The 26,846-nt window shown below is 62.9% G+C and carries 21 protein-coding genes and 3 tRNA genes; 12 read left to right on the top strand and 12 right to left on the bottom strand.

Features of this window, described 5'->3' with window-relative positions; translation table 11 throughout:
- Window positions 1–8: 8 nt before the first annotated feature.
- Together secD and yajC are read right to left on the bottom strand one after the other, a co-directional pair.
- The gene (gene secD / locus K4G67_RS01050) at window positions 9–1,607 is read right to left on the bottom strand and encodes a protein translocase subunit SecD (protein ID WP_239804565.1); all 1,599 of its coding nucleotides are present in this window, start codon (window positions 1,605–1,607) and stop codon (window positions 9–11) included.
- 9 nt (window positions 1,608–1,616) lie between these two features.
- Window positions 1,617–1,949: a preprotein translocase subunit YajC gene (yajC, locus tag K4G67_RS01045; RefSeq protein WP_236672228.1), complete on the bottom strand. Its 333-nt coding sequence runs from the start codon at window positions 1,947–1,949 to the stop codon at window positions 1,617–1,619.
- 235 nt (window positions 1,950–2,184) lie between these two features.
- On the opposite strand from yajC, the gene K4G67_RS01040 reads away from it, so the two are divergent.
- From K4G67_RS01040 to accC, 7 genes are all read left to right on the top strand, one after another.
- Window positions 2,185–2,261 (top strand) — tRNA-Pro (locus K4G67_RS01040).
- Window positions 2,262–2,386: 125 nt separating this feature from the next.
- Window positions 2,387–3,223, top strand: a complete 837-nt coding sequence (gene ku / locus K4G67_RS01035; protein WP_239804564.1) for a non-homologous end joining protein Ku — start codon at window positions 2,387–2,389, stop codon at window positions 3,221–3,223.
- Window positions 3,224–3,237: 14 nt separating this feature from the next.
- The gene (locus K4G67_RS01030; protein ID WP_239804563.1) at window positions 3,238–3,738 is read left to right on the top strand and encodes an MgtC/SapB family protein; all 501 of its coding nucleotides are present in this window, start codon (window positions 3,238–3,240) and stop codon (window positions 3,736–3,738) included.
- Window positions 3,735–6,212, top strand: a complete 2,478-nt coding sequence (ligD, locus tag K4G67_RS01025; RefSeq protein ID WP_239804562.1) for a DNA ligase D — start codon at window positions 3,735–3,737, stop codon at window positions 6,210–6,212. Before K4G67_RS01030 ends, ligD begins: the two co-directional genes overlap by 4 nt.
- Before the next feature lie 82 nt (window positions 6,213–6,294).
- Window positions 6,295–6,705 (top strand): holin family protein, encoded by a 411-nt coding sequence (locus K4G67_RS01020; RefSeq protein WP_239804561.1) that lies wholly within the window; start codon window positions 6,295–6,297, stop codon window positions 6,703–6,705.
- 111 nt (window positions 6,706–6,816) lie between these two features.
- Window positions 6,817–7,302, top strand: coding sequence for an acetyl-CoA carboxylase biotin carboxyl carrier protein (accB, locus tag K4G67_RS01015; protein WP_239804560.1), 486 nt, complete (start codon window positions 6,817–6,819; stop codon window positions 7,300–7,302).
- Window positions 7,303–7,309: 7 nt separating this feature from the next.
- On the top strand, window positions 7,310–8,659 hold the full coding sequence (gene accC / locus K4G67_RS01010; protein WP_239804559.1) for an acetyl-CoA carboxylase biotin carboxylase subunit: 1,350 nt from the start codon (window positions 7,310–7,312) through the stop codon (window positions 8,657–8,659).
- Between the two features lie 27 nt (window positions 8,660–8,686).
- On the opposite strand, the gene K4G67_RS01005 is transcribed toward accC, so the two are convergent.
- Window positions 8,687–9,148, bottom strand: a complete 462-nt coding sequence (locus K4G67_RS01005) for an Lrp/AsnC family transcriptional regulator (protein WP_239804558.1) — start codon at window positions 9,146–9,148, stop codon at window positions 8,687–8,689.
- Window positions 9,149–9,441: 293 nt separating this feature from the next.
- Here K4G67_RS01005 and K4G67_RS01000 point away from each other — a divergent pair.
- Both K4G67_RS01000 and K4G67_RS00995 read left to right on the top strand, forming a co-directional pair.
- Window positions 9,442–9,517, top strand: a tRNA-Ile gene (locus tag K4G67_RS01000).
- 90 nt (window positions 9,518–9,607) lie between these two features.
- Window positions 9,608–9,684: transfer RNA gene (locus tag K4G67_RS00995), tRNA-Pro, on the top strand.
- A 195-nt stretch (window positions 9,685–9,879) separates the two neighbouring features.
- On the opposite strand, the gene K4G67_RS00990 is transcribed toward K4G67_RS00995, so the two are convergent.
- On the bottom strand, window positions 9,880–11,163 hold the full coding sequence (locus K4G67_RS00990; RefSeq protein WP_239804557.1) for an MFS transporter: 1,284 nt from the start codon (window positions 11,161–11,163) through the stop codon (window positions 9,880–9,882).
- 203 nt (window positions 11,164–11,366) lie between these two features.
- Here K4G67_RS00990 and K4G67_RS00985 point away from each other — a divergent pair, with 203 nt between their 5' ends.
- Complete coding sequence (locus K4G67_RS00985) at window positions 11,367–13,763, top strand: TonB-dependent receptor (protein ID WP_239804556.1); 2,397 nt, start codon at window positions 11,367–11,369, stop codon at window positions 13,761–13,763.
- A gap of 451 nt (window positions 13,764–14,214) precedes the next feature.
- Here K4G67_RS00985 and K4G67_RS00980 read toward each other — a convergent pair whose 3' ends face one another.
- Window positions 14,215–15,216: a class 1 fructose-bisphosphatase gene (locus tag K4G67_RS00980; protein WP_239804747.1), complete on the bottom strand. Its 1,002-nt coding sequence runs from the start codon at window positions 15,214–15,216 to the stop codon at window positions 14,215–14,217.
- A gap of 462 nt (window positions 15,217–15,678) precedes the next feature.
- Here K4G67_RS00980 and K4G67_RS00975 point away from each other — a divergent pair, with 462 nt between their 5' ends.
- A complete protein-coding gene (locus K4G67_RS00975; RefSeq protein ID WP_239804555.1) occupies window positions 15,679–16,968 on the top strand; it encodes an Nramp family divalent metal transporter in 1,290 nt (429 codons plus the stop codon).
- 3 nt (window positions 16,969–16,971) lie between these two features.
- Here K4G67_RS00975 and K4G67_RS00970 read toward each other — a convergent pair whose 3' ends face one another.
- From K4G67_RS00970 to K4G67_RS00960, 3 genes are read right to left on the bottom strand one after another with little or no spacing between them, the layout of a single operon-like run.
- The gene (locus K4G67_RS00970) at window positions 16,972–18,573 is read right to left on the bottom strand and encodes a TolC family protein (protein WP_239804554.1); all 1,602 of its coding nucleotides are present in this window, start codon (window positions 18,571–18,573) and stop codon (window positions 16,972–16,974) included.
- Window positions 18,570–19,643, bottom strand: coding sequence for an efflux RND transporter periplasmic adaptor subunit (locus K4G67_RS00965; RefSeq protein ID WP_239804553.1), 1,074 nt, complete (start codon window positions 19,641–19,643; stop codon window positions 18,570–18,572). The genes K4G67_RS00970 and K4G67_RS00965 overlap by 4 nt, the downstream gene beginning before the upstream one ends.
- Window positions 19,636–21,318 carry an ATP-binding cassette domain-containing protein gene (locus K4G67_RS00960; protein ID WP_239804552.1) on the bottom strand — a complete coding sequence of 561 codons (1,683 nt, stop codon included), beginning with the start codon at window positions 21,316–21,318 and terminating at the stop codon, window positions 19,636–19,638. The genes K4G67_RS00965 and K4G67_RS00960 overlap by 8 nt, the downstream gene beginning before the upstream one ends.
- 254 nt (window positions 21,319–21,572) lie before the next feature.
- On the opposite strand from K4G67_RS00960, the gene K4G67_RS00955 reads away from it, so the two are divergent.
- Complete coding sequence (locus K4G67_RS00955) at window positions 21,573–22,817, top strand: SAM-dependent methyltransferase (protein WP_239804551.1); 1,245 nt, start codon at window positions 21,573–21,575, stop codon at window positions 22,815–22,817.
- A gap of 28 nt (window positions 22,818–22,845) precedes the next feature.
- On the opposite strand, the gene K4G67_RS00950 is transcribed toward K4G67_RS00955, so the two are convergent.
- The 4 genes from K4G67_RS00950 to K4G67_RS00935 all read right to left on the bottom strand — a co-directional run bounded on the left by K4G67_RS00950 (window position 22,846) and on the right by K4G67_RS00935 (window position 26,779).
- Window positions 22,846–23,637 carry an EAL domain-containing protein gene (locus K4G67_RS00950; protein ID WP_338026379.1) on the bottom strand — a complete coding sequence of 264 codons (792 nt, stop codon included), beginning with the start codon at window positions 23,635–23,637 and terminating at the stop codon, window positions 22,846–22,848.
- Between the two features lie 237 nt (window positions 23,638–23,874).
- On the bottom strand, window positions 23,875–24,513 hold the full coding sequence (locus K4G67_RS00945) for a carbonic anhydrase (protein ID WP_239804550.1): 639 nt from the start codon (window positions 24,511–24,513) through the stop codon (window positions 23,875–23,877).
- Window positions 24,510–26,090, bottom strand: a complete 1,581-nt coding sequence (locus K4G67_RS00940; protein ID WP_239804549.1) for a SulP family inorganic anion transporter — start codon at window positions 26,088–26,090, stop codon at window positions 24,510–24,512. The genes K4G67_RS00945 and K4G67_RS00940 overlap by 4 nt, the downstream gene beginning before the upstream one ends.
- 176 nt (window positions 26,091–26,266) lie before the next feature.
- Complete coding sequence (locus K4G67_RS00935) at window positions 26,267–26,779, bottom strand: oxygen-independent coproporphyrinogen III oxidase (RefSeq protein WP_239804548.1); 513 nt, start codon at window positions 26,777–26,779, stop codon at window positions 26,267–26,269.
- Window positions 26,780–26,846 lie beyond the last annotated feature (67 nt).

The following is a 26,846-nucleotide window of genomic DNA, read 5'->3' as shown; positions in this document are numbered from 1 at the left end:
CACGTCCCTTAGATATTCAGCTCGGCGGGGCGGTTTTTCCGCAGATAGCTTGCCACCCACATGCGGGTCAGCGTGACGGCGGTGAAGACCGAGGTGACGATGCCGATGATCAGCACGATGGCAAACCCGCGGATCGGCCCGGATCCGAAGAGGAACAGCAGCACGCCCGCAATGAAATTGGTGATGTTCGCATCGAGAATCGCACGCTGCGCCTCGCGATAGCCGACCTCGACCGCCTGCACCACGCGGCGACCGCGGCGGCGCTCCTCGCGTATGCGTTCGTTGATGAGCACGTTGGCATCGACCGCCGTACCGATGGTGAGCACGAAACCCGCAATCCCCGGCAGCGTCAGTGTCGAACCGAGAATCGCCATGATTCCGAGGATGATCAGCACGTTGAGCACGATGGCGATGTCGGCATAGATGCCGAACCGGCCATAGGTCACGAACATGAACGCCATGACGGCCCCGCCCCCGACGATCAGCGCGAGCAGACCCTTGCGGATCGAATCGGCGCCGAGATCGGGGCCGACGGTGCGCTCCTCCACGATCTGAAGATCGATGGGAAGCGCGCCGGAACGCAGCGAAATGGCGAGCGCGTTGGCGCTGTCGACGGTGAAATTGCCGCTGATCTGCGCCGATCCGCCGAGAATCGGTTCGTTGATATTGGGGGCGGACAGCACCTCGCCGTCGAGGATGATGGCAAACGGCTTGTTGACGTTATCGGTGGTCAGCTGCGCGAACTTGCGACCGCCTTCCTGATTGAAGGTGATGTTGACGACCGGCGCGCCATTCTGATCGTAACCCTGGCGCGCGTCGGTCAGGTTGTCGCCCTGAATGCCGCCCAGCCGGCGCACGGCGATCGGGCCGGTCTGCTGACCGCCGGTGGCGAAATTCAGGATCTCGCTGCCCGGAGGGGCAATGCCTTGCGCAAGGTCAGCAGGCGCCGCCGAACCGTCGACCAGCTTGAATTCGAGCTTCGCCGTCTGTCCCAGAAGGTCCTTTAATTGCTGCGGATCGTCGAGGCCCGGCACCTGCACCACGATGCGATTGTCGCCCTGCCGGATGATGGTCGGCTCACGCGTGCCCAGCTCGTCGATGCGGCGGCGCACGACATCGGTGGCCGTGTCCATCGCCAGCTCGACACCCTGCTCCAGACCTGCATCGGTGGGAACGATGACGAAACGCGTGCCGTCGACGACATTGATGGTCCAGTCGCGCTGTCCGGTAAGCCCCGCGCCGTCGGTCAGCGGCAGCAGCGCCTCGCGCGCGGCGTCGACCTGGTCGGCGTCCTGCACCATGAAGGACAGGCGCCCGTTGCTGCGCGAAATATCGCCGATCTCGACCTCGTCATCGGCCTCGCGCAGGACGCGGCGCACGTCCTCCTCCATCGATTCGAGCCGAAGCCCGCGCACCTGCCCCGTATCCGCCTCGAGCAGGATATGGCTGCCCCCTGCAAGATCGAGACCGAGGTTCACCTCGGGGTCGGGCAACGCGCCGGGCCACTTCCCGCCCGCGATGGAAACGAGCGACGGCAGGGCGAAAAACACCCCGATCGCGGTAATCGCAGAGAGCCAGATGACTTTCCAGCGCGGGAAATCGAGCATGGGCAGGTCTCAGTCGTTGGCGGGCTTGACGCCGCCCTTGGGCATCACGTCGCCGATGGTCTGGCGCACGGCCTGCACCCGGACATTGGGGGCGATCTCGATCTCGACGAAATCATCGTCCAGCTTCGTGATCTTGCCGACGAGCCCGCCTGCGGTCACGACGCGGTCGTTGCGCTGCAATCCGGCGATCTTGGCCTGATGCGCCTTCTGCCGCTTGATCTGCGGGCGGAAGACGAGGAACCAGAAGATGAGGCCCATCGCGGCCAGCAGGATGAGGTTCATGAAGGCGGGCGGTCCGGCGGCGGCGGGTGCCGCGGCGAGGATGAGCAGGGAACTGTTCACGGTTTACCGGCTTCTTTCGATCAGGATTGAAAAATTGGCAGACTGAAAATGGGTCGGGACGGCGCCATCACGGCCCCGCCGAGGTCCAGCGCGCCGCGACTAGCAGCATTGCACAGGCGTGGCAATGCACGCCCCGTCCCGTCCCGCCACCAATGCCTTACTTCGGCGATATCGCACATTCTGTGCCGCAAGCCTTGCCAAGCGTTCCGCGCCCCGCTATTGGCGCCGTTCCGGTCGGGACGTAGCGCAGCCTGGTAGCGCATCACACTGGGGGTGTGGGGGTCGGAGGTTCGAATCCTCTCGTCCCGACCAAGATTTCCTATCCATGCCGCCTGTTTAGCCTTCACGTTTTCACGTGCGGGCGGCAATGCTGCGCGCCGCGATGGAAACCGAATCGCGCCTGATGCGCTTTCCCTTCGAACGAAGGGGAAACGACAATGGCCGCACGCGCCTATTGGAAGGGTCAGATCCGGCTCGCGCTGGTATCGATTCCGGTGGAAATCTACACCGCCGTCAAATCAGGTTCGAAGATCAGCTTTCGCCAGATTCACGAACCGAGCGGCAAGCCGATCAATTACGAGAAGATCGTGCAGGGTATCGGCCCCATCGACCGCGACGAGATCATTCGCGGCTACGAAATCTCCAAGGACAATTACGTGCTCCTCGACGACGAGGAGATCGAGGCGGCGAAGGTCGAAAGCCGCAAGACGCTCGAACTCGTTCAGTTCGTCGACGCGCAGGAAATCGACGCCCTCTACTACGAAAAGCCCTATTTCGTGGTGCCGGCGGACGATCTCGCGATGGATGCGTATGTCGTGCTGCGCGATGCATTGCGGCAGACGAAGAAGGTCGCGCTGGGGCAGATTTCGGTGCGCGGCAAGGAATTGCTCGTCGCGCTCAAACCCTGCGGCAAGGGGATATTGCTCGAGACGATGCGCTATGCCGACGAGGTGCGCAAGGGTCAGGCCTTTTTCGGCGAAATCGGCGAGGACAAGCCCGAGGACGAACTGCTCGAACTTGCCACGACATTGATCGAGAAGAAAAGCGCGCCGTTCGACCCGTCGGAATTTCACGACCGCTATGCCGACGCGCTCGAGCGGCTGATCGAGAAGAAGGCGAAGGACAAGAGCGGCAAGATACTCGAGGATGTCGAAGAGCCCCAGACGGGCAAGGGCGGCAATGTCATCGACCTGATGGCCGCGTTGAAGAAATCGGTTGGAGACGGTGACGCCAAATCGCCTTCGAAGAAAACCTCGCGCAAGAAAAGCGCCTGAACGGCGGGACGGCCATGGAACTCAACCCATCGATCGCGCTCCAATGGCTTGACTGGCAATTGATGCTGCGACTGGGCGTCGCGGCGGTGCTCGGCCTCGTCCTGGGGCTGGATCGCGAATTGCGGGGGCATGCGGCGGGAATGCGCACGCATGGGCTGATCTGCTTTACCTCCGCGGCGGCGACCGTTTCGATCATTGCCCTTTATCTGCAGCTCGGGCCGGAACGAATGGACCCCCTTCGCCTGTTCGAGGCGGCGGGTTCGTTCATCGGAATCATCGGCGCCGGGTTGATCGTATTTTCGCGTGGGCGATTGCACAATATCACCACCGCCGCCAATCTCTGGCTGGCCGCGATCATCGGGGTGGCCTGCGGGGCGGCGCAATGGCCGCTCGTGCTGGTCGCGACGATCATTTCGATCGTGATGCTGAGCCTCCTTCGCATCCTCGAACAGCACATGGGTCCCGATCGGCGCTTGTCACAGGACGACGGCACCGCGCCGCGCGAACGTCGATGACAGAACCATCCGACCCCCTCGCCGACTATAATGCCAAGCGCGATTTCAGCAGGACCAGCGAACCGGCCGGCGATCCGGGCGAGCCGGGCGGCAATCGCTTCATCGTTCAGAAACACGATGCGACCCGCCTGCACTGGGATCTGCGGCTGGAGATCGATGGCGTCCTGAAAAGCTGGGCGGTGACGAAGGGGCCCTCGCCCGATCCCGAGATAAAACGGCTGGCGGTGCGGACCGAGGATCATCCGCTGTCCTATGCCGGGTTCGAGGGCACCATTCCGGATGGCGAATATGGCGGCGGCACCGTCATGTTGTGGGACCGCGGAACCTGGCAACCTGTCGAGGGGAAGAGCGCGGACGATCTTGGCGATGGTCATTTGCATTTCATCCTTTCGGGCGAGCGGATGAAGGGCGAATGGCTGCTCGTCCGTATGAAACCGCGCAAGGGCGAACGCCGCGAAAACTGGCTGCTGCGCAAGATCGAGGATATTCATGCGCAGAGCGGCGATCCACTGGTGGATCGTTGCCTTACCAGCGTGTCGAGTGGCCGTTCCATGGCGGAGATTGCCGCCGATGCCGATCCCCAATACTATGGCGGCGCCACGCAGCAGGCCGGCAAGACACGCACGCGAGCGGGGCGCGGCCGGGATGCGAAACCGCCCGCCTTTGCCAAGCCGCAACTCGCCACGCTGGTCGACGCGGTCCCCGGCGGCAATGGCTGGATGCACGAAATCAAGTTCGACGGCTATCGCGCCATCGTCGCGGCGGCGGGCGACAGGGTGACGATCTATACGCGCAGCGGGAAAGACTGGACCGACAAATTCGCGCCGCTTGCCGCGCATATCGCTGCGCTCGACCTTCCTCCCTCGCTGATCGACGGGGAAATCGTGGCCTATGGCAAGGATGGCAATCCCGATTTTTCGGCGCTGCAATCCGTGCTGAAACGCGGGGCGGGGGCTCAGGGCGACACCGATGCGATGTCGTTCCACGCCTTCGATCTTGTCGTAAGTGGCGGCGAGGATCTGACTGCCCTTTCCAATATCGAGCGCAAGGAGCGTCTGGAGGCGCTTTTGCGCAATGCCGAACCACCGGTGCACGTTGCCGATCATGTCATCGGCGCTGGCGAGCAGCTTTATCGGACCATGTGCGATGCCGGGCAGGAAGGGATCATCTCCAAACGGATCGACGCGAAATATCGCCATGCGCGCAGCAAGGCGTGGGTCAAGGTGAAATGCACCCGGCGGCAGGAGTTCGTCATCGTCGGTTATAGCGCTTCGAAGGCGAAGGGCCGCCCGTTCGCGTCCTTGCTCCTCGCCCAGAACGAAGGCGGCGAATTGCGGTACAAGGGCAAGGTCGGCACGGGCTTCGACGCCGATACGCTGGACGATATCTCCGCACGCATGAAGCGCATCGCGCGCAAGACGCCGCCCGTGGAGGTGGCGAAAACCGACGCCCGCGGAGCGCATTGGGTGACGCCGAAACTCGTCGCCGAGATTGCCTTTGCCGAGTTCACCGCGGACGAAAAGGTACGCCACGGCAGCTTTGTCGCGCTGCGCGAGGACAAGGATCCCGCACAGGTCAAACCCGAAACCACCGAAGCACCACCGGCGGCTGAGGCCAAGATCGAGATTTCGAGCCGATCGCGCATCGTCTTTCCCGATAGCGGGCAGACGAAAGGGCAGCTTGCCGATTATTATGCGGCCATCGCACCTCTCATGCTGCCGTTTGCCGCACGGCGCCCGGTCAGCCTCGTGCGATGCCCCCAGGGCCGCGCGAAGAGATGCTTTTTCCAGAAACACGACAGCGGCGCGTTCGGGCCGCATGTGCACGCCGTCGCCATCGCCGAAAAGGACGGCGGGATGGAGGATTATCTCTATCTAAAGGATGACGCCGGTATTCTCGCCTGCGTGCAGATGGGGAGCGTGGAATTCCACGGCTGGGGCAGTCGCACCGACGATGTGGAGGCGCCCGACCGCATGATCTTCGACCTCGACCCTGATGCAGGTATGGATTTTGCCGAAGTAAGAAAGGCCGCAAGCGATATTCGCGACCGGCTGGCCGATATCGGCCTCGTCAGCTTCGCCATGCTTTCGGGCGGCAAGGGCATTCATGTCGTCGTGCCGCTATCGCCCGTCCACGGCTGGGACGCGCACAAGGATTTTGCCCGCCGCTTTGCCGAGGCGCTGTCCCTGGCCGAGCCCGACCGCTTCGTCGCGACGATGAGCAAGGCGAAGCGCAAGGGCCGTATCTTCATCGACTGGCTCCGCAATCAGCGCGGGGCCACGGCAGTACTGCCCTATTCCGCAAGGGCGCGCAGCGGAGCGCCCGTCGCCGTGCCCATTGGGTGGGACGCATTGAAGGACGCACGCGATGCGCACCCGTTTTCCATCGATGACGCCGATAGGTTGTTGGAACGGGCCGAAGGGGATTCGCTGGGCGGATGGGGCTTTGCAGAACAGACACTGCCGGACATCTAAATCATTAACCTATATGGTTTTATTTTCCTACACCATTTAACCTGTGTAGCGGTCCGGCGTCCATCGGCAAAGGAGCGCAGCCATGCCCATTCTCGAATCCCTTATCGGGCCCATCACCCGCATCATCGACAAGGTCATTCCCGACAAGGAAGCCCGCGACCGGGCCAAGCTGGAACTGCTCAGCCTCGAAGCCGATCACGAACTCAAACAGATCGAGGCGCGGCTTTCGGCGATCGTGACCGAGGCGCAATCGTCCGACCCCTGGACCAGCCGGGCGCGACCCGGATTTCTTTACGTGATGTATCTCATCATCCTGTTCGCGATTCCCATGGGCGTGATCGGCGCGTTCAATCCCGCGACCGCGCATGCGATCGGCAGCGGCATGACGAGCTATCTCAACGGGCTTCCCGAACCGCTCTATGCGCTCTTCGGGACGGGCTATCTCGGCTATACCGCGGCGCGCCAGTGGGGCAAGGTGAAGGGCGTCGACTAGGCGTAAACACCCCTCGGGCCGGTGCATACCGGCGCCGCCCCCTTGTCATTGCGATTTTCGGCGCGCATAGCGCCAGACTTTGACAGGCTGGATTTGCAGCGAGGGACTTTCATGGGCGAGAAAACCGCCGAGAATTCGGACATGAACATCAACAGCGCGCTTGTGCGCGAACTGGCCGACATGCTCAACGACACCAATCTTACCGAAATCGAGGTCGAGGAAGGCAGCCGGAAAATCCGCGTCTCGCGCGCCGCGCCCGCTGGCTCCTATGCCATGGCCTCCGCGCCGGCGTCCGCCGCCCCTGCGCCCACGCCGGCATCCGCCGCCGCCCCGGCCGAACAGGCCGAATTGCCCGGTGCGCCGGTCGATGCGGTCAAATCCCCGATGGTCGGCACCGCCTATCTTTCCGCCGAGCCGGGCGCCGCGCCGTTCATCGCGGTCGGCAGCAAGGTGAAGGCAGGCGAAACCCTGCTCATCGTCGAGGCAATGAAGGTGATGAACGCCATCCCCGCCCCGCGCGCCGGCACGGTCAGCCAGATCCTGGTCGGCGATGCCGAGCCGGTCGAATTCGATCAACCGCTCGTCGTGGTCGATTGAGGCGTTCATGGCGATAACCCGGATACTCATCGCCAATCGCGGCGAGATCGCGTTGCGCGTGCATCGCGCGGCACAGGAAATGGGCATTGAAACGGTTGCCGTGCATTCGACCGCGGATGCCGATGCCATGCATGTACGGCTGGCCGATCAGGCCGTGTGCATCGGGCCTCCGTCGGCGACGGACAGCTATCTCAACATGGCGGCGATCATTTCGGCGGCGGAAATCACCGGGGCGGACGCGATCCATCCCGGTTACGGCTTCCTGTCCGAAAATGCGAAGTTCGCCGAGATCGTCGAAGCCCACGACATCGCATGGATCGGGCCGAAACCCGAACATATCCGCACCATGGGCGACAAGGTGGAGGCCAAGCGCACGGCCGGCGCACTCGGCCTGCCGCTCGTCCCCGGCAGCGATGGCGCGGTGGAAACGGCGGAAGAGGCGCTGACGCTCGCCGAGGAAATCGGCTATCCCGTTCTGGTGAAAGCCGCATCGGGCGGCGGCGGGCGCGGCATGAAAGTCGTGCAGAACGCCGACGAACTGCCCGGCCTGATGAGCCAGGCAAAGTCGGAGGCGAAATCCGCGTTCGGCGATTCCACCGTCTATATCGAGAAATATCTCGGCAATCCGCGCCATATTGAGTTTCAGGTATTCGGCGACGGCAATGGCCAGGCCATCCACCTCGGCGAACGCGATTGCTCGCTTCAACGACGCCATCAAAAAGTGCTCGAGGAAGCGCCCTCCCCCGTAATCAGCGACGCCGATCGTGATCGCATGGGCCGCGTATGCGCCGATGCGATGGCCGAAATGGGCTATCGCGGCGCCGGTACGATCGAATTCCTGTGGGAAAACGGCGAGTTCTATTTCATCGAGATGAACACCCGGCTTCAGGTCGAACATCCGGTAACCGAAGCCATCACCGGTCTCGACCTGGTGCGCGAACAGATCCGCATCGCGGGGGGCGAACCCCTCTCCGTAACGCAGGACGAGGTACGCTTTACAGGGCATGCCATCGAATGCCGGATCAATGCGGAGGATCCGCGCAGCTTCGCCCCCTCGCCCGGACAGGTGACGAGCTATCACGCCGCCGGCGGTATGCACGTGCGCGTCGATAGCGGCCTCTATGCCGGATATCGCATTCCGCCGTTCTACGATTCGATGATTGCAAAGCTGATCGTATACGGTCGCACGCGCGAGGGGTGCATCATGCGGTTGAAACGTGCGCTCGGCGAAATGGTGATCGAGGGTGTTAAGACGACCATCCCCCTTCACGAAACGCTGATCCGGCAGGACGATTTCCAGACCGGCGATTACACGATCAAATGGCTGGAAGAATGGATGGAGCAGCGCGAACAATAGGCGCCGCCCCGTATCGGCCGGGGCGTCCTATTCCAGCGGGACGCCCGGCTTCACCTTCGACGAGCGAATCACGAGCGACGTCTTCACGCTACCGACGTTGGGTGTCGGCGTCAGCTTGCTCGTCAGGAATTCCTGAAAGCTTTGCAGATCGCGGCTGACGATTTTCACGATGAAATCGATCTCGCCATTCAGCATGTGGCACTCACGCACTTCGGGCAGATCGGCCATCTGATCCTCGAACGCGCGGAGTGATTCCTCCGCCTGGCTCTTGAGGCTGACCATCGCGAATACGGTGATGGTGAAACCCAGCGCCGCCGGATCGAGATCGGCGTGATAGCCGCGAATGGCGCCGCGTTCCTCCAGCGCGCGAACCCGGCGCAGGCACGGCGGCGCGGTCAGCCCCACGCGCTGGGCCAGCTCGACATTGGTGATGCGCCCTTCTTCCTGCAATTCGGCGAGCAGGCGACGGTCGATTTCATCATGAATCATGTGGCGGACAAATCCCTTCGATGGCCCATGGCGTGTTGCGTTTCGCCAGATTGGAATGATTCGCCCATGACGGGCAATAAGCGAGCGGCAAAACCGCCATATGCCGAAACAAACGGATTGCTACGCAAAATTGTTTCCCATTGCAACGCACGCAAACGCGTTTTGCCGCAACGATGCGCGACCTGCCGCAATTTATTGCAGGCACCGGCGCAACCCGCCGAACCGTCCCGGACCGTATGTCCGGCTAAAGCCGCTTGCCAAACCGGCGGTCCGGGGTTACCCGCTCCCCCCACGGGCCTGTAGCTCAGCGGTTAGAGCTGGCCGCTCATAACGGCTAGGTCGCGGGTTCGAATCCTGCCGGGCCCACCAGTTTCCTTCGCCTGCGGCGTCGCAGCTTCGCATGCGATTGAAGAAATCGCTTGCCGCCTGCCTGCCCGCCCTTTTAAGGCGATCCCGGTTCGGGGAGTAGCGCAGCCCGGTAGCGCGCCTGCTTTGGGAGCAGGATGTCGCAGGTTCGAATCCTGTCTCCCCGACCAACTACCTTTAAGTCCTTGCGTCGTGCGTCGCGACCTTCTGCCATGAGCGAAAGGGACTGACCGCGGTCACGGCTCTTTGCGTTCCGATCCCGGCTGTTCGCCGATCGGCGCTTTGCCTGTTAAGGATGCCGCAAACGTCTCCTTCGCCTGTCGGGCCTGAATAGAACTTCACCGTTCTTCGGTCGCTGCGAGCGATCAATTTGGAACGGCGTCCCCATTTTCGAAATCGGGCACTGGCCCCAGTCGGAGCAGGAGAAAACCGCCGATCAGGCAGCCAGGCACCCCTGTGACAAGGAACCAGCGGTACGAACCGAACAGATCATAGGCTGCCCCCGCCACGAGCGGGCCAAGAGCGGAGCCCAGAACTATGACGACGGACAAGGTGCCGAATATCTTGCCGAAATTGCGCATTCCGCCGTATTTGCTGGTTAGATAGGCAGCGATCTGGAATTTGGCTCCGGTCGCATAGCCGATCAGCACCATCGCAGGGACCGTGAGAACGGCGGTGCGAAATTCATCGATCAGGGCGAAGAAACCGAGCCCCGCGGCGATGACCGTAAGCCCGGAAACCCAGCGCGGATCGAACCTGTCTATCAACCAGCCCGTGGCAAGCTTGCCAACGATGCTGCCTATCCCGGCCAGACTTGCCAGAAGCGCGGCATTGGTGCGGGTGAGCCCACCTTCGGTCAGGATCGGCACCTGATGGACAAGGATGGCAACGCCCAACGTCATGGTTATGAAGGTCGAAATGGCGATCTTGATGAGGTCGGGATCGCGGAAGGATTTCGCATAGTCCAGCCCGGTGAGAATAGCGGGAACCTGGTTTTCCGACTGCGCCGCCGTCGCATGCTTGCGGTCATGCGCATCGTACAGGAAGAAGAAATTGACGACGAGCGCGAGCGTGCCCCATCCCGCCGCGAGGATGAAGAAAGCCTCGCGCCACCCGAAATTGTCGATCAACACCTGCGCAAGGGGCGGCACGACCGTCTGCGCCACGGCGACACCGGACACGGTAAAGGCGAGTGCGAGGCCCCTTCCGGCCGTGAACATGCCCGATACCGCCGCTGTCCACACGGTCGACTTGATCGATAGCGACAGAAATCCATAGAGCACCCACAGGCCCAGCCACATGGCCACCGAGCTGCCGACAAGGCCGAACGATGCAAGGCCGAGCGCGGTCAGAACGATCCCGGGCAGAGCCATCCTGCGGGCGCCCCATCGGTCGATCATGGCGCCGACGACCGGTGCGAACGGCGCCGTAACGAGAGCGGCGATGGACAGACCGCCGGTTATCTCGGTCCGCGACCACCCGAACTCGTTACTCAGCGGCGCAATGAACAGGCCGGTCGCATAGATCGCGACGGAATAGAACGAAAACCCCGTCGTGGCAGCAAGGACCAGAGGCCAGTTCGCGCGCCATTCCGCGGCGGCCGACGGGGCGGCATCCTCGGTCGCAATCGGCGCTGCTGTGGTTGCCATCTTCGAATCTTTCGCAGTGAAAAGGGAAGATCCGCGATCCTATAGCATTCCCTCGATCCTCCAATCGTGCGGGCGATATGTAAGGTAAGTTGCTTTGAAAGCCTCACACGTGACATTTTTTCTCTTACACCGAGCCATGCACGCAAAAAAATAATACGCGTGCCAGAAACGACACCGGTGCGGCGATATAAGGGAGAAGAAGCATGAATTCCTTGCGACTGGCAGGTTTGGTTGGCGGTGCGAGCGCGGCGCTGATGGCGAGTACCGCACTGACCCCGCAGTCAGCCGCCGCGCAGGAGACCGGCCCGGCACAGGCGGAGCGGTCGAGCGTAGCGGCCAACACGATCATCGTGACGGCGCGTCGCCGCGACGAGAACCTGCAGGAAGTGCCGATCTCGATCACGGTCATCGACAATGCGACGCTGGACGATCTGCGGATCGAGAACATCGAGGATCTCGAGGTGCTGGAGCCGACCCTTTCGGTGAGCGCCGCATCCGGACGGCCCAATCGCCCCGTCTATTCCCTGCGCGGCATTCGCCCGACCGAAGCAATTTACGGACAGGATCCGACGGTCGCGGTCTATTTCGCGGATACGGTGCAATCGCCCGCTCAGGGCAGCAATCTGGCGATGTACGATCTGCAAAACGTGCAGATCCTGAAGGGTCCGCAAGGAACGCTGTTCGGCCGCAATACGGTGGGGGGCGCAATCCTGCTGACGCCGCGCGCGCCGGGGGACGATTTTGCCGCCAATGTGATGGCGGGCATCGGCAATTTCGGCCTTTTCGAAGCCGAGGCGGGAATCGACATTCCGCTAGGCGATAGCGTCGCCGTCCGAGTGTCCGGACGCACCGTTCATAGCGATGGCTATCAGGTAAACGTGGCACCGGGGCCGCTTCAGGGCGATCGTTACGGCGGTGAGGACACCTGGCAGGGCCGCGTCACAGCACAATGGAATCCGGCGCCGGGGATCGAGAACACGACGATCTTCACCTACGACGATCAGAACACGACGGGTGTCGCGCAGGTGATCCAGGCAGCGAACCCCAATGGCGCGTTCATCCAATGCTACGACGGGCCGGGAAATCCGGTCGGCGGAACGTCCGGGCTGTGCGCCATCGAGGCCGCCAAGGGGCTGGTACTCCCCAGCATTTTCGACGCGGTCGAGCGGGCCAACGGCCGCGACGTGACCGAGGTCGAAACAAATGTCGATCTTTTCGCCGATGTCGAAGCGTGGGGTCTCATCAATACGACGACGGCCGAGCTGAACGATGAGCTGACCTTCAAGTCCATCCTGTCCTACAGGGAGGTGGAGTCGATTTCCAATGGCGATCTGGATGCCACCGCCATCCCCGGAATCCTCGACCTGTTCGATCAGGTTTCCACGCTGGATCACTACAGCGTCGAACTGCAATTGCAGGGGGATTCGCTCGGAGGCCGCCTCGACTGGGTGGGGGGCTTCTATTACTATCACGAGGATGGCAGCGAGATCGGGCCGGGCACGTTCTTTTCCGATCTTCTGGCGTTCTCGCCTCTCCGACAGGGGGGGACCGTTGATAACGACACCTATGCCCTCTTTGCGCAGGCATCCTTCGAACTCACCCCCGAACTGTCCATCACCGCCGGCGGGCGGATGAACTGGGATGAAAAGTCCGTCGTCCTGCTTTCGCGCAGTGCGACGGGGTGTTCGCTTTCCGTGGGAAGCCCGCCGCAGCCGCTCCCGCTGGATCAGTGCGAAGTACCGCTTTCCGAAAGTTTTTCCCAGCCGACCGGCAGTGTCGCAATCGATTACCAGATCACGCCCGACGTGTTGCTCTATGCGACGGGGCGGCTGGGATACCGCGCCGGCGGCTTCAACCTGCGCGCCGACGTTCTGGTCGAGTATGAGCCTTTTCAGCAGGAAACCGTGTGGGATATCGAAGGCGGCACCAAGGCAGACTGGTATATCGGCGGTGTCGCGATGCGCAGCAATATCGCCGTCTATTACCAGTGGTATGACGATATCCAGCGTACCGTGGCGGTCGAGAATATCGGCGGTAGCCCCGGTTCCGCCGTGGTCAACGCGGCCAGCGCCACCGTTTTCGGCATCGAGTTGCAGCAGCAGATCCGGCCCACCGACGATCTGACATTGCAGTTCGGCTATTCCTACGTCGATCCGCAATATGAGGACTGGATCGAGGAATTTACCGGCACGGATCTGAGCGAAACGCCGTTTTTCTTCACGCCGACGCATTCGGGCAATGCGACGCTGATCTACGAACGCCCGCTCGCGGACGATTGGGGCGATCTCAAGTTCCTGGCCAATGCGTCATACACCGGTGATCAATGGATCAACGCCCTGCACACCATCGCCATCATAAATCAGCAGCCGGACGAACTTCTGCCGTTGTTGCGGCAGGAAAGCTACTGGCTGGTGAATGCTTCGCTCGGGATCGATGACATAGGTGGAAGCGGTATCGATGTTCAGGCCTATGTGCGCAATCTGACCGACGAGGACTACAAAGTCGGCGGCGTACAGCTTTACAACGGGGCGACCGGCAATATCGCTGCCACGTTCGGCACGCCGCGCACCTATGGTCTTCAGGCGAGGATTTCGTTCTAGGGGCCGGAGCGATCGAAACACTCGCCCTTGGGTTCGCACCCCCCAATTGCGGCTTTCGCCGATCGACTGTCATGCGCGGTCGGTCGGCATGCCGCCCCGGCAATGACGCCCGCGCCTTATCGCCAATCCGCTCTCGCTTCGATTTTCGCCGTAGTATCGCCGCCCGATGCGTCGGTGCCAGTCGCGGGAGGTGTAGGACGCTTTGCCTTCGGTTCGAGCAGATCCAGAACCATCATACGACGAAAGGTCAAAGCAGCAGGCCATCACGAGTTTGCCGCGCGTCCGACCCTTTGCCAGGAACTGCTGCGGCAAATTGTGCGGCGCTCCGTTTGTCGATTGTTTGTGCTGGCATGGGGCTGGCCGCATTTGGCCGGGAATTTCTATCATCCCGACCGATCCGACCATGCCCCATCGCCATGATGTGCCGCGCGCGGGCCAATGGCCCCGGCCGTTATGGCGCCGCGGCGGCGGCCACCTCCTCGCCATCGCCGAGGATGACGCCGACGCGCTGATGCAGGCCAACCGGGTCTATATCCAGGATACGCGTCGCGCCATCGGTCGCCGCGCCGCCGGCCTGCTCGATCAGGAAGCTCATCGGGTTCGCTTCGTAAAGCAGACGCAGCTTCGCCTTTCCTTCCCGCCGGTGATCGCCCGGGTAGAGGAACACGCCACCACGCTTCAGAATGCGATGAACGTCCGCCACCATCGAAGCGGTCCAGCGCATGTTGTAATCCTTGCCGAGCGGCCCTTCGGTGCCGAGAATACGCTCTTCGACAAAGCGCGAGATCGTGGGCGACCATTGCCGGCGCCGCGCCATGTTGATCGCGAATTCGTGCGTGCCTTCGGGGATTCTGATCGGTCCGTCGGTCATCCGCCACGATCCGATCTCGCTGTCGAGCGTGAATTCATACACGCCTGTTCCCACGCTCAACACCATGAGCGTCTGCGGACCGTAGATCGCATAGCCCGACGCCACCTGACACCGGCCGGGTTGCAGGAAATCGTCCTCGCGCACATCGCGCCCCGCGCTATCCTCCGGCGCGCGCAGGATCGAGAAGATCGTGCCCACCGAAAGATCGACATCGACATTGCTCGACCCGTCGATCGGATCGAACAGCAACAGATATTCGCCCTTGGGATAGCGGTTCGGGATGGGGTGGATCGCCTCCATCTCCTCCGACGCCATGCCGGCCAGATGCCCGCCCCATTCGTTCGTGTCGAGCAGCAGGTCATTGGCGATCACGTCCAGCTTCTTCTGAACCTCGCCCTGCACGTTTTCCGACTGCAGGCTGCCGAGTACATCGCCGAGTGCGCCTTTGGAAATCGCGTGATTGATCACCTTGCAGGCCCGCGCGATCGTCTCGATCAGCAGGCGCAGTTCCGCCGGGCAGGTCGAATCGGGTCGGCGTTGCTGATCGATGAGAAACCGGCTCAACGTGGGGCGCCCGGTCATCCGGGGTGTTGCGGTGTCGTCCCGCGTGGTCGTTTCCGTCGTCGTCATATCGTTCATTCTCCTGTGCATTCAGACAGCCAGCACGGCGGCAGTTTAAGCGGTGGCCTCCTGCCCATGGGCGGGCACGGCGGCCTCCTCGATCATCGCGGGCGTCGATGTGTGCCCGGTACACAGCGCGAATACCAGACCGCCCGAAGCACGATGACACGAACCCGGTTAGCACGCGTTTGCCGCAAGCGCGCGACATTTCGATGAAGGACGGTTCGACAGGCTGCGCCGCGACCCACCCTATTCCGCCTTTCGCGCGATAATGGATATGGGCCGCGACAGACACGCGGTGCCGCGGATACGCCTGCTGGATCGAGCGGGCAATTCTCTGCTGCACCGCCCGCACATTTCCGGTGGCGGGCTTCCGCTGCCCCCCCGCCCCCTGTAACGATCGCGAAACAGGAGGGACATTCGATGAGCGACACAGCCGATAGCGCAGGGCGATACGCCGCGAGCGGGCCGGACGCGGCGGAGCCTCCCCCGCCGCGCGGGCGGATGTGGCGCCATCTTGGCCCCGGGATCGTCGTCGCGGCAACCGGCGTCGGGGCCGGCGATCTGGTAGCCACGTTAATTGCGGGGTCGCGGTTTGGCTATGCGCTTTTGTGGGCGGCGGTGGCCGGATGCATCGTGAAGATCGCGCTTTCCGAAGGGGCCGCGCGCTATCACCTCGCCACCGGTTCGACCATCCTTGCCGGATGGCGCTCGCTCGGCCGGTGGACGGGATGGTATTTCGGGATCTACGTCGTCATCTGGGGCTTTATTTACGGCGCCACGGCGATGAGCGCTACGGCGCTCCCGCTCACCGCGCTGTTCCCGGCGCTATCGCTGCGCAGCTGGGCGATGATCGCGGGGCTGTTCGGTTTCGTGTTCGTGTGGTTCAACCGCTACGACACCTTCGAAGCGGTGATGAAGATCCTCGTGGGCTTGATGTTCGTCATCATGGTCGGCCTCGCGATCCTGGTCGCCCCCGGCCTGCCGGACCTTACGCGCGGGATGGCGTTTTCGCTGCCGGAGGGGTCACTGTTCTACACGCTCGGCCTGATCGGCGGGGTTGGCGGCACGATTACGACCGCGGCCTATGGCTACTGGACCCAGGCGAAGGGGTGGCGCGGCACGCCATGGTTGCCGATGATGCGCGTGGACAATGCGGTCGCCTATGTCGTGACCGGCATTTTCGTCGTTGCGATGTTGATCGTGGGCGCCGAACTGCTCCATTCCGCCGGCATCGCATTGGAGGATAGCGACCGCGGATTGCTCGGCCTGTCGGACGTGCTCGAAGCGCGGTTCGGATCGGTCGTCGCCACGCTGTTCCTCGTCGGTTTCGCCGCGACGTCGGTGTCCTCGCTGCTCGGTGTATGGCAGGGGATGAGCCTGTTCTTCTCCGACTGGTGGTATCAGCTGCGCAATGGGGAAGCCGAAGGCGGGCGCGAGGGGAGCCCGGCCTATCGTATCTACCTCGGCTGGCTGACGTTCCCGCCGATGATCCTGCTGTTCGCGGATCGGCCCTTCCTGCTGGTGATCGCCTATGGCGCGTTCGGCGCGCTTTTCATGCCGTTCCTGGCGATCACGCTGCTCCTGCTCAACAATTCGGACCGGCTGCCTGCCGCCGCCCGCAATGGCGCGGTGGCGAACGTGACACTTGCCGGCTCCGCCATATTGTTCCTCGTTCTCGCGGTGCAGCAGGTGATACAGCTTGTCGGCTGAACCTTACAGTGGATCACGAACGAGGCCGAGCGCGTCGCGGTCGACGACGGCGGCGGCATAGGCGGCCTTCGCCTGGGCATAGCGCAATTGCGTATCGACCAGACGCACGGCGATATCCGCGACCAGTTCCTCGCGTTGGTTGACGATGAAGAAATCGGCCGCGCCCAGTTGAAAACGGCGCCGTTCGGCGGCGGCAAGCTTTCGCGCGAGCGCGAGTTCCTCCTCGGTAATCTCGACAAGGCGGCGGGTCGTCTCGATCTCGATGGCGAGATTCTCGATCTCGTTGACGATCTGGTCGCGCTGATATTGCTGCCGCCATTCGAGCGCGTCGAGCTCGCCCTGCGCCGTGCGGATGCGGCCGCGCGCCGCCCGGTTTTCAAGCGGGATGGAAAAGCGGAACCCCACGATCAGCTCAAGCGGCGTCCGGCTCGGCCCGCCAAGCCCTTCGGCTCCGAAATCCTTGCCGACCTCGCCAAATGCGTCGAGCCGCGGCAACAGATCGTTCTCCGCCAGCGCCAGCCGCGCCAGCCCCTGATCCACGCGGGCCAGAAGAGTCCGGATTTCCGGCCGGTCGCGCAGGGCGAAGCTTTCGACCGCCGTCCCCGGCCCGGTCAGCGCGGCACCGCTTGTCGGCAATTGCGCGGCGGTGGGGCGCACGGGCCTGCCGTCGGCATCGCGGTAGAACAGCGAAAGATCGTTGGCGGCAGACACGAATGCCTGCTCCGCATCAATGACGCGGGCGCGGCGGCGGACAAGGTTCTGGTCGTTCTCGGTCAGCAGGATCGACGCACGCGCACCCAGCTCGATCTGCCGGCTGATGCCGCCGCGCCGCTCTTCGGCCAGCGCGAGCAGGTCGCGATACACGTTGAGGCGCAGACCGGCGGCCAGCCATTGTTGATACGCCCGCATCGCGCGCAACTGCACGCCGATCGCGGTCGCCTGCGATTCAAATCGCGCGATGTCGATATCCTGGCTCGCGATGCTGAGCTTGGCCCGCCGTTCGTCGATCAGCCGGTCGCGCAGCAGCGAATACAGGCCGCCGATCTTCACCTCGCCGAGCTGGTTCGTGAAATACTCGTCCTCGTAAATCGGAAAATCGCCGCGCGCGACGCGATACTTGCCATAAAGATAGCCGCCATTGTCAAGCAGCGGCCGCTTCGCCCCTCCGGTAAGATAGGTGCCATCGTAATAGCCCAGCGCACGCCCGCGCCCCTCGGCATCGAACACGATGTCGAAAGCGCCTTGCGCGGAAAGCGCGCGCCCTTCGGCCTGCCGGATCCCGGCCAGCGTTTCGATGATCTGCGGCGCGGTGCGGGCCGACGACCGAAGCACATCGTCGAGCGTGAGAATACCGCCACGCGCCTCTGCCGGGCTTGCAGGAAGGGACTGTGTATCAAGCCCGTCCTGCGAAGGCCGGGGATAGCGCAGCTGCCGGTCCCGGTCCCACGGATCCGCAACGACGGTGCCCTCACCCAGCTCGCCCATTTCATCAGGCTGCGTAACGGCGAGCGGGGGCGCATCCTGCGCCGCCACGTCCGGTGCAACCACCGTCAGCGCACCGCACAGCGCCAGCCGCGCGATACCGTCCCACCCGCGCCCGATCATTTTGCCGGTGCCTCTCCGCCACCGGCGGCGTCCGAGCCGCCCCCGCCGCCATAGCCCGCATCGGTGCGCGGCCCGAACTCGAGTGGGAAATCATTGAGCTGCCGCCACAATTCGTAGCCGACCGACACTTCCTCGCCCTGCACCCAGCCCATCACCTTGCTGCCCTGGCGCACGAAACGGCGTCCGGGCCAGTCGCTCTTGCCCGGAACCTGTTCCACGATGACGCGGAAAAGCCCGTTCGGCTGCGCGATGGGATCGACCGAGCGAACCTGACCGTCATAGATCCCCTGCGCGAGCGAGGGCCACCCGCTCAACTGAATGGCGGGAAACCCTTCGAATTCGAGCCGGACCGGGCTGCCGTCATGGATGAGCGGCACGTCGCGCCCGTTGATGTAGAGTTCGACGGCGCGCTCGATCTCCTCCGGCGCGATCACGGCCAGCACCGTGCCTTGCGAGACGAGCTCGCTTCCCGCCGCGACATTGATCTGCTGTATCCGGCCATCGCGCGGGGCGCGCACGATCTGCGCCGATTGGCGGCTGAGTTCGGTATCGATGCGCTGCACCCGCGCGCGCGCATCGGCCAGCGTCGCATCGGCCTCCGCGACCTTGATCTGCGCCTGTTCGAAATCGCGGCGGGAGCCCAGTCCCTCGTTGAACAATTGCCGGTTGCGGTCCACGTCGAGCGTGGCGACCTGCCGCCGCCGCGCGATCGCGTCGATCTCCATCAAAAGCTGTTCACGCTCTGCCTGAAGACGTTCGATCAGCCGCGGGTCGACATCCTCGACGCGCGCGATCGGATCGCCCTCGGCCACTTCCTCGCCGTCCTGCACGTAAAATTCCGTGACCCTGCCATCGATCAGCGACGTCACCTCCCGCACGCGGTCATCGGGATCGAGCGCGATGACCTCGCCCGTGCCTTGCGCCGTCTGCACCCAGGGGACGAGGAAGAGGATCGCCGCCGACAGCGCGATCCCGCCCAGGATCAGGAGCGCGACGACGCGTGCGATGCGGGGTGGACGCATGCCGGCCAACGTGGTGAAATGCGCGCTGTGTTCGGGACGATCAGGCATTGGGGATCGCCTTGCCTTCGACGAAGGCGACCATTTCTTCGCGGCTTGAAAACCGCTTCTGCTCCGTCCTGCCGAGCCAGAGATAGCCATCCCGCTCCAGCGCTTCGGGCCGCCCGGTGCTGAGCAATATGGTCGTGCCCGCCGCGCGCAGCTGGTCGAGCGCGCCTTGCAGCCGGTCGAGCGCCATCATGTCGAACAATTGTGACAGCACCAGCACGCGCGGCTGGCTGAGCAGAGCGTTGGCAAGCTTGAGCGCCATCACCTCCGCAATGGATAGCGGCCAGCCCGAGGACGCGAGCTGCGCATCGAGCCCGTCGGACAGCATCGCGATCCGCGGGCTCAGCCCCACCTGTTCGAGCGCGCGGGCGATCTCCTCGCCCGAACGCGACGGCGCGGCGAGGGTAAGATACTGGCGGATCGTCACCTCCACGATGGTCGGCCGGTCGAGCACCATCACGGCGGAGCGCAGCAGATAGGTATCGAACGCGCCCAGATCGCTGCCCCCGATCGACACGATGCCGCGATCCGGCATGGCGTGCCGCTTGAGCAGGAGCGCCAGCATGCGATCGACCCCCGGCTCCATCACCGTGACGAGCTGTTCGCCGCTGCCGACGGAAAAATCGAACCGGCCGCCCTCGACCTCGACATTGCGCATGCGGATCGCCCCGTCGCGCGGCGCCTCCCCCGATGCCTCCGCGTCTTCCTGGGGAATGGAGAACAGAAGGGTCAGCTCTTCCGAACTGGCGATGAGGTCGTAGAACGTGTCGAGATACCAGCCGAGCTGATAGATGCCGTAGAACACACCCGACAGGATCAGCTCCGCCGCGACGAGCTGCCCGATGGTCAGCTCCCCGCTCAGGATGAGCGAACCGCCCAACGCGAGCAGCGCCGCGCTCGCAAAGGCATAGACGAGGAAGAACGCGAGCGTCTGCGAAAAGATATACCGGAAATAGCGTTTGTGCGTGTCGACGTAATGGGCCGTGACCTGCTCCGACCGGTCCATCGCGAAACCGAGATGGCGGCTCGATTTGTAGAAGCCGTTCGACGCACCCACGCTTTCCAGCCAGTGCGCGGCGTCGTGCTTGGCATGGGACAAGGCCACCGATTGCGTGATCGCCCCGCGCCGCCACACGATCCAGATCAGCGCGCAGATCCCCACCAGGATCGCGTTGAACGCGAGAAAGAACGGGTGGTAGAAACTCGTCACCGCCAGCCCGACCGCGGTCTGCAATATGATGGTGAACGCGCCGATGATAAGGCTCGGCACGGCCTTTTGTACGATGGTCAGGTCGAAATAACGATTGAACAGGCTGTACCGGTTCTCGTCATTGAAGAACGGATTTTGCGCGTGCACCGCCTTCAACGTGATCTGCGCGACAACGCGCGCGAAAAAGCGCCGTTCGAACAGATGCATGATATAGAACCGCAGCGCGCTCAGGAATGCGACGATCAGCAGCAGCAGCAGCAACACGCCCGACAACGTCCACAACGGCGCGGGCAGCGCGGTGCGCGCAACCGAATTGATCAGCATCTGCACCGAGATCGGCGTCGCCAGTGAAAGCAGGCTGATCGCGAGCGTATAGATCAAGCCGAGCGAGACATAGCGCGAATCCGGTCCGATGATCTGCGACATCCATGACAGGGCGTCACGATATCCAAGGCGTTGTCCCGCCATTATGCCCGCCATGATGATTGCGCCCCGTGGCCCATGATATGATCCGTGCTATCCCGAATTTGAACGACGGTCCGACCAGCCGCACGCGGCGCTCCCCAGCATCCGTCGCAAAGCCTGTTGCCGGGATGCGAACCGCCCGGACCCGGACCGATATGGCACATTGCGATCCTGCCGCAAAGAGGCGGAACCATCGTGTAGCACTTGTTCACAAATGGGTCTGGAAATGATGCGCACGGTGAAATATGCCGCGGGGCATGAGCGACAGACTGATCCACCGCTATCTCGGCCGCATTATAAACAAGGGCACGCTCGGCGTTACGTTCGCCGACGGATCGCCCGCATTTTACGGGCGGCAGGAGGATGGGTTTCCCGATGTGCGGATCCGCTTCACCGATGCGCAAGTGCCGCGCGATATCGTGCTCGACCCCCGGCTGGGCGCGGCGGAAGCCTTCATGGATGGGCGGCTCGTCATCGAACGGGGCGGGATCATGGAGCTTGTCGAACTGCTCCGCTCGAACCGCCCGTGGGATCGGGGCGGCTCGATCGGGCAACCGGCCCTGTTCCGCAGGCTGGGCAACAAGATCGCCTTCGCGCGCGAAGCCGTCAACAACCGCATGGGATCGCAGCGCAATGTCGCGCATCATTACGATATCGGCAATGCGCTCTACCGGCTGATGCTGGATGCTGAACACATGCAATATTCATGCGGCTACTGGCCCGAAGGTGTCGACACGCTGGAACAGGCGCAGGAGGCGAAACTTGCGCATATCGCGGCCAAGCTGCGGCTTTGCGGCGGGCAGACGGTGCTCGACATCGGATGCGGCTGGGGCGGGATGGCGATCTATCTCGCCCGGCATTTCGAAGTGCGGGTGCATGGCATCACGCTTTCGCGCGAACAGATCGAGCTTGCCCGCCAACGCGCGGCGGATGCAGGCGTGGCCGACAGGGTGACGTTCGAATTGGTCGATTATCGCGATCTTCCGAGCCGGGATACGCGGTTCGACCGCATCGTTTCGGTGGGCATGTTCGAACATGTCGGCCGCCCGCAATTCGAAACGTTTTTCGAAACATGCGCCAATCTGCTGACGGACGATGGGGTCATGCTGCTCCACACGATCGGGCGGATCGGCGGACCGGGCACGACAGACGCCTTCACCCGCAAATATATCTTTCCCGGCGGTTATATCCCCGCGCTGTCCGAAACCATCGCGGCGAGCGAGAAATTCCGCCTCATCGCCAGCGACGTGGAAATGTTGCGCCTCCATTACGCGCGAACCCTTCGCGCGTGGTACGACAGGTGCATGGCCAATCAGGAGACGATCGAGGCGATGTACGATGCGCGCTTCTTTCGCATGTGGACGTTCTACCTCGCCGGTGCGACGTCCAGTTTCGAGAACGGCGGCATGTGCAATTATCAGGTTCAATACTGCCGCGATCGCCGCGCCCTCCCCCTCACACGGGATTACATGGTCGAGGCGGAACACGCATTGCGCCACTGATCGCGGTGCCTTGGGCGTGGGCTTCGGCCTATATCGCCACTTCCGGCAGTCGCTCCGTCTGCGGCGCGGCGATGAGATAGCCCTGCACCAGTTCGATACCGAGCGCGCGGACGGTGCCGAGTTCGCCCGCCGTCTCGATCCCTTCCGCTATGCATGTGATGCCAAGCTCGCTGCACAGCTTGACGATATTCGCCACGATCCGCTGCCGCGCGAACGAGGAGTCGATCCCGCGCAGCAGATCCATGTCCAGCTTGACAAGATCGGGCGTAAGTTCGGCAAGCAGGTTGAGCCCGGAATAGCCCGAGCCGAAATCGTCGATCGCGGTGGTGAAGCCGTGCGCCTTGTACGACGCGATGATCTTGAGAACATGGGCCGTGTCGGTCATGCGCTCGTTCTCGGTAAATTCGAACATCAGACGCCGTGGCGAAAAGCCGACCCGCGCCGATGCGGCGAGCGAGGCGCGAATGCAGGCCTCCGGTTCATAAACCGCGTTTGGCATGAAATTGATCGAAAGGCGCGTGTCATCGTCGCGGGGAAACAACCCGCCTGCAAGTTCGATCGCCTTGACCCGGCAGGTCTGATCGAAGCGATAGATCATGTCGGGATCGATCTGCGAAAGGATTGCGCCGGCCGACTCTCCCGCCACGCCGCGCACGAGCGCCTCGTACGCGAACAAGCGTCCGGTTTGTATGTTGACGATGGGCTGAAACGCCATGGTGATCGCCATGGGGAGCGGCTTGGCCGTGCGGCATCCCTCACATGCGGATGGGGGCGCCTTCTCCGCCGGTTTCAACACGCTGGCGTCGACGGGCCGATTCATGCCCGCGTTTCCAACGCGCGAGGCCGTACCGTTCTGCTTCCGCGATCATGATATGGATATTTCAAAGGACGCTTTCTTCGCTCGGATCTGCAAAGAGTCTCTCACCAACTGGATAAGATCCCGTAAACAGCACCCTAGCAAGTTGGGACGCACAAATGGCGGCGTCGCTTATACATAAAAGCCCCCGCCGTATTTTTCGCGGCGGGGGCTTTGCCATGCGTGAATAGGACCCTGCGATCAGGACGCCAGGACCGTTTCCGGGACTGGCGGCGCGGCTGCATCGTTTCGGCCGATGGTTAGCAATTCCGAGATCAACCCATCGCGCAGGTCATAGACCATGCCGTGCAGCCAAAGTTCGTCGCCACGCTCGTGTGCCGCGCGGATCGGCGAGAACTTCGACAACCGCACGAGCTGATCCCGCACGTTCAGTTCGACCAGACGGTTCACCCGCTTGCGATGGTCGGTCTGATGCTTGAGCTCCTCGGCATGATCGCGCTCGACCTGGCGCGCGTTTTCCAGCCATTTGTCGATCGGCCCGTCGGTATTCCCCTCGAGCGCGGCCTCGATCCCGCCGCACCCGTAATGACCGCACACCACCACATGCCGCACGCGCAATGTTTCCACCGCGAATTGCACGACGGAGGCGAGATTGTCGTCATCCTCGTGCACGAGATTGGCGATATTGCGGTGAATGAACAATTCGCCGGGCCGTGTCTGCGTGATCTGATCCGGGCTCACCCGGCTGTCGGAACAGCCGATCCACAGGATCTCCGGGTTCTGTCCGCGCGTCTGCTCGGTAAAGAAATCGGCCTTGCGCTCCTGCATCTCGCGCGCCCAGCCCTTGTTCGACAGGAGCAGTTCCTCAAACGTCCTCATGCGTAGTTTACCTTCCTGAGCGGCGCGTCGAGCCCGCTGTTAGCGAGATGGTCGAGATCATGGCGCACGCTGACGTCGATGTCGCGGAACCGGGCATTCTTCACGAAGCTGTTGATGATCTCGATATTGTCGGGATCGACGAAATCCGCCCGGTTGAGATTGATGACTACGATCGAATTGTCCGGTATTTCCGACAGCGATTTCTGCAATTCATACTTGTGAATGAAATACAGGCTGCGACGTGCGCTGACGAGATAGAGGTCGCCGTCGTTGGTCTTGGTGATGGCGGTGCGGAAATTGCGCGCCACCACGAACACGAAACCGATGGCAAGCCCGATGATGATGCCGGTCAGAAGATCGGTCAGCAGGATCGCCGCCACGGTCGCCACGAACGGCACGAACTGATGCCAGCCCTGCTTCCACCGCAGCTTGTAAAGCGCCGGATTGTTGAGCTTGTACCCCACCTGTATCAGGATCGCGGCAAGCGCGGCGAGGGGGATGAGGTTCAGCACCGCGGGGATGAGCAGCACGCTGAGCAGGAGCCAGAAACCGTGCAGGATCGCCGACATCTTCGTCATGGCGCCGGCCGACACATTGGCCGAGCTGCGCACGATGACCGAGGTCAGCGGCAGACCGCCGATGAAGCCCGACACGATATTGCCGCCACCCTGCGCGAGCAGTTCGTAATTCTTATCCGTCGTGCGGCGCTGCGGGTCAATTTCGTCGACCGCCTTTACGCACAGCAGCGATTCCAGGCTGGCTACGATGGCAAGGGTGAAAGCGACGACCCACACGTCGGTCATGCCGATCGCACTGAAATCCGGGGTCGAGAATTGCTGTGTGAAACCGGTCAGCGTTTCGGCCACCGGCACCTGCACCAGATGGTCGCCGCCGATCGCCCATGCCGGGATGACCGCCATGAACAATGCATTGGCCACCACGCCGAAGATCACCACGACAAGCGGCCCGGGAAGCAGGCGCAGCGGCCCTTCGCTCGGCCGGTTGGCATCCCACCAGAACAGGAAGATCAGCGAAACGATCGCGATGATCATCGGCCCGACCAGAAAGAAATCCCAGACCGAGTAGAACAGCGCCGACAGCGTATTCAGACCGTCCGGTTGAAGAAAGCTCAGGCTCCCTTCGAAATCGCCTTCATAACCAACGGCATAGGGGATCTGCTTGAGGATCAGGATGAGGCCGATCGCCGCAAGCATGCCGGTGATGACCGAATTGGGCACGAATTCCGACAATGTGCCCGACCGGGTAAAGAACAACCCTGCCTGAATCACGCCGGACAGCACCACGGCGAGGAGGAACACCTCCCATGTCGGCAGCGATTCGATCGCGCCCAGGACGATGACGGTCAGACCCGCGGCAGGCCCGCTCACCGACAATTGCGATTTCGACAGGATGCCGACGACAATGCCGCCGACAATGCCCGCGATAAGGCCGGAAAACAGCGGCGCACCGGACGCCAGCGCGATACCGAGGCAAAGAGGAAGCGCGACCAGCGCCACCACGATCGATGCCGGCAGGTCCTTCCCTATCGTTGAAAACAGACCGTTCTTGCTACTCACGAAACCCCTTTCGCGCGCCCGGCGCCCATGGGGCGCGGGAGCGAAATCTTGCCACGTCACGAAAAGGCCCGGAACGGACCCAGTCAGCGTGCCTTATACGGCAAGCTTTGTTGCCGCTCCTTGGGGGCAATGTAACAAATTGTTTCAGAGCGCCGTGACGCCGCCAAAATGCGTGCTCAGACGGCGGAACTGAACCGCCGGGCCGATTGCGCGCGATAGGGGTCGAAGATCGCCGCCACCGTTCGCGCGTAGGGCAGCCCGCCGGGCGCGATGATGAGGCTGGAGCCTGTCATCTCGACAAGGCCGCGCTCCACAAACGGCGCCAGCTGTGCGCCCGACTGCACCAGTATGTCGGGCGGCAGTGTCGCGCGACCGTGGCACAGCAATCCTTCGATGATGGCGCCGCGCGCGCGGTCCTGCCGGTCGCGGCGCACACCGCGTTCGGGCGCCAGACCCGCGGCATCGACCCGCATCCGGTACCGTCCGCCATTCTTTTCGTTCTGCACCAGAAGATGGGGAAACGCACTGATCGAGGAGGCGCCGAGCCCGATCAGATTCGGCGCATCGTCATCGGTGAACCCCTGAAAATTGCGGTGCAACGTCCCGGCGAGCGCCGCACGGGCCAGCGGATCCCGCCCCGCCAGCGCAAAATGGTCAAAGCCCACAGGTGCATAGCCCGTCCTATTCATGAGGCTACCGCTTCGTGTTGTTCGGACGGCGATGTGGCGGTGCCTGATTGATCAAGGCGCACGCCTC

Origin of the sequence: Croceicoccus hydrothermalis (assembly GCF_022378335.1) — a bacterium.
Classification (GTDB): Bacteria; Pseudomonadota; Alphaproteobacteria; order Sphingomonadales; family Sphingomonadaceae; genus Croceicoccus; species Croceicoccus hydrothermalis.
The sequence above is the reverse complement of the archived record's forward strand: the minus strand, read 5'-3'. Positions and strand labels throughout refer to the sequence as shown.

Bases quoted from the DNA above. Each gene is read 5' to 3' on its own strand.
- secD (WP_239804565.1), bottom strand. From the start codon at position 1,607: ATGCTCGATTTCCCGCGCTGGAAAGTCATCTGGCTCTCTGCGATTACC.
- ku (WP_239804564.1), top strand. From the start codon at position 2,387: ATGGCCGCACGCGCCTATTGGAAGGGTCAGATCCGGCTCGCGCTGGTA.
- K4G67_RS01030 (WP_239804563.1), top strand. From the start codon at position 3,238: ATGGAACTCAACCCATCGATCGCGCTCCAATGGCTTGACTGGCAATTG.
- ligD (WP_239804562.1), top strand. From the start codon at position 3,735: ATGACAGAACCATCCGACCCCCTCGCCGACTATAATGCCAAGCGCGAT.
- K4G67_RS01020 (WP_239804561.1), top strand. From the start codon at position 6,295: ATGCCCATTCTCGAATCCCTTATCGGGCCCATCACCCGCATCATCGAC.
- accB (WP_239804560.1), top strand. From the start codon at position 6,817: ATGGGCGAGAAAACCGCCGAGAATTCGGACATGAACATCAACAGCGCG.
- accC (WP_239804559.1), top strand. From the start codon at position 7,310: ATGGCGATAACCCGGATACTCATCGCCAATCGCGGCGAGATCGCGTTG.
- K4G67_RS01005 (WP_239804558.1), bottom strand. From the start codon at position 9,148: ATGATTCATGATGAAATCGACCGTCGCCTGCTCGCCGAATTGCAGGAA.
- K4G67_RS00990 (WP_239804557.1), bottom strand. From the start codon at position 11,163: ATGGCAACCACAGCAGCGCCGATTGCGACCGAGGATGCCGCCCCGTCG.
- K4G67_RS00985 (WP_239804556.1), top strand. From the start codon at position 11,367: ATGAATTCCTTGCGACTGGCAGGTTTGGTTGGCGGTGCGAGCGCGGCG.
- K4G67_RS00980 (WP_239804747.1), bottom strand. From the start codon at position 15,216: ATGACCGGGCGCCCCACGTTGAGCCGGTTTCTCATCGATCAGCAACGC.
- K4G67_RS00975 (WP_239804555.1), top strand. From the start codon at position 15,679: ATGAGCGACACAGCCGATAGCGCAGGGCGATACGCCGCGAGCGGGCCG.
- K4G67_RS00970 (WP_239804554.1), bottom strand. From the start codon at position 18,573: ATGATCGGGCGCGGGTGGGACGGTATCGCGCGGCTGGCGCTGTGCGGT.
- K4G67_RS00965 (WP_239804553.1), bottom strand. From the start codon at position 19,643: ATGCCTGATCGTCCCGAACACAGCGCGCATTTCACCACGTTGGCCGGC.
- K4G67_RS00960 (WP_239804552.1), bottom strand. From the start codon at position 21,318: ATGGCGGGACAACGCCTTGGATATCGTGACGCCCTGTCATGGATGTCG.
- K4G67_RS00955 (WP_239804551.1), top strand. From the start codon at position 21,573: ATGAGCGACAGACTGATCCACCGCTATCTCGGCCGCATTATAAACAAG.
- K4G67_RS00950 (WP_338026379.1), bottom strand. From the start codon at position 23,637: ATGAATCGGCCCGTCGACGCCAGCGTGTTGAAACCGGCGGAGAAGGCG.
- K4G67_RS00945 (WP_239804550.1), bottom strand. From the start codon at position 24,513: ATGAGGACGTTTGAGGAACTGCTCCTGTCGAACAAGGGCTGGGCGCGC.
- K4G67_RS00935 (WP_239804548.1), bottom strand. From the start codon at position 26,779: ATGAATAGGACGGGCTATGCACCTGTGGGCTTTGACCATTTTGCGCTG.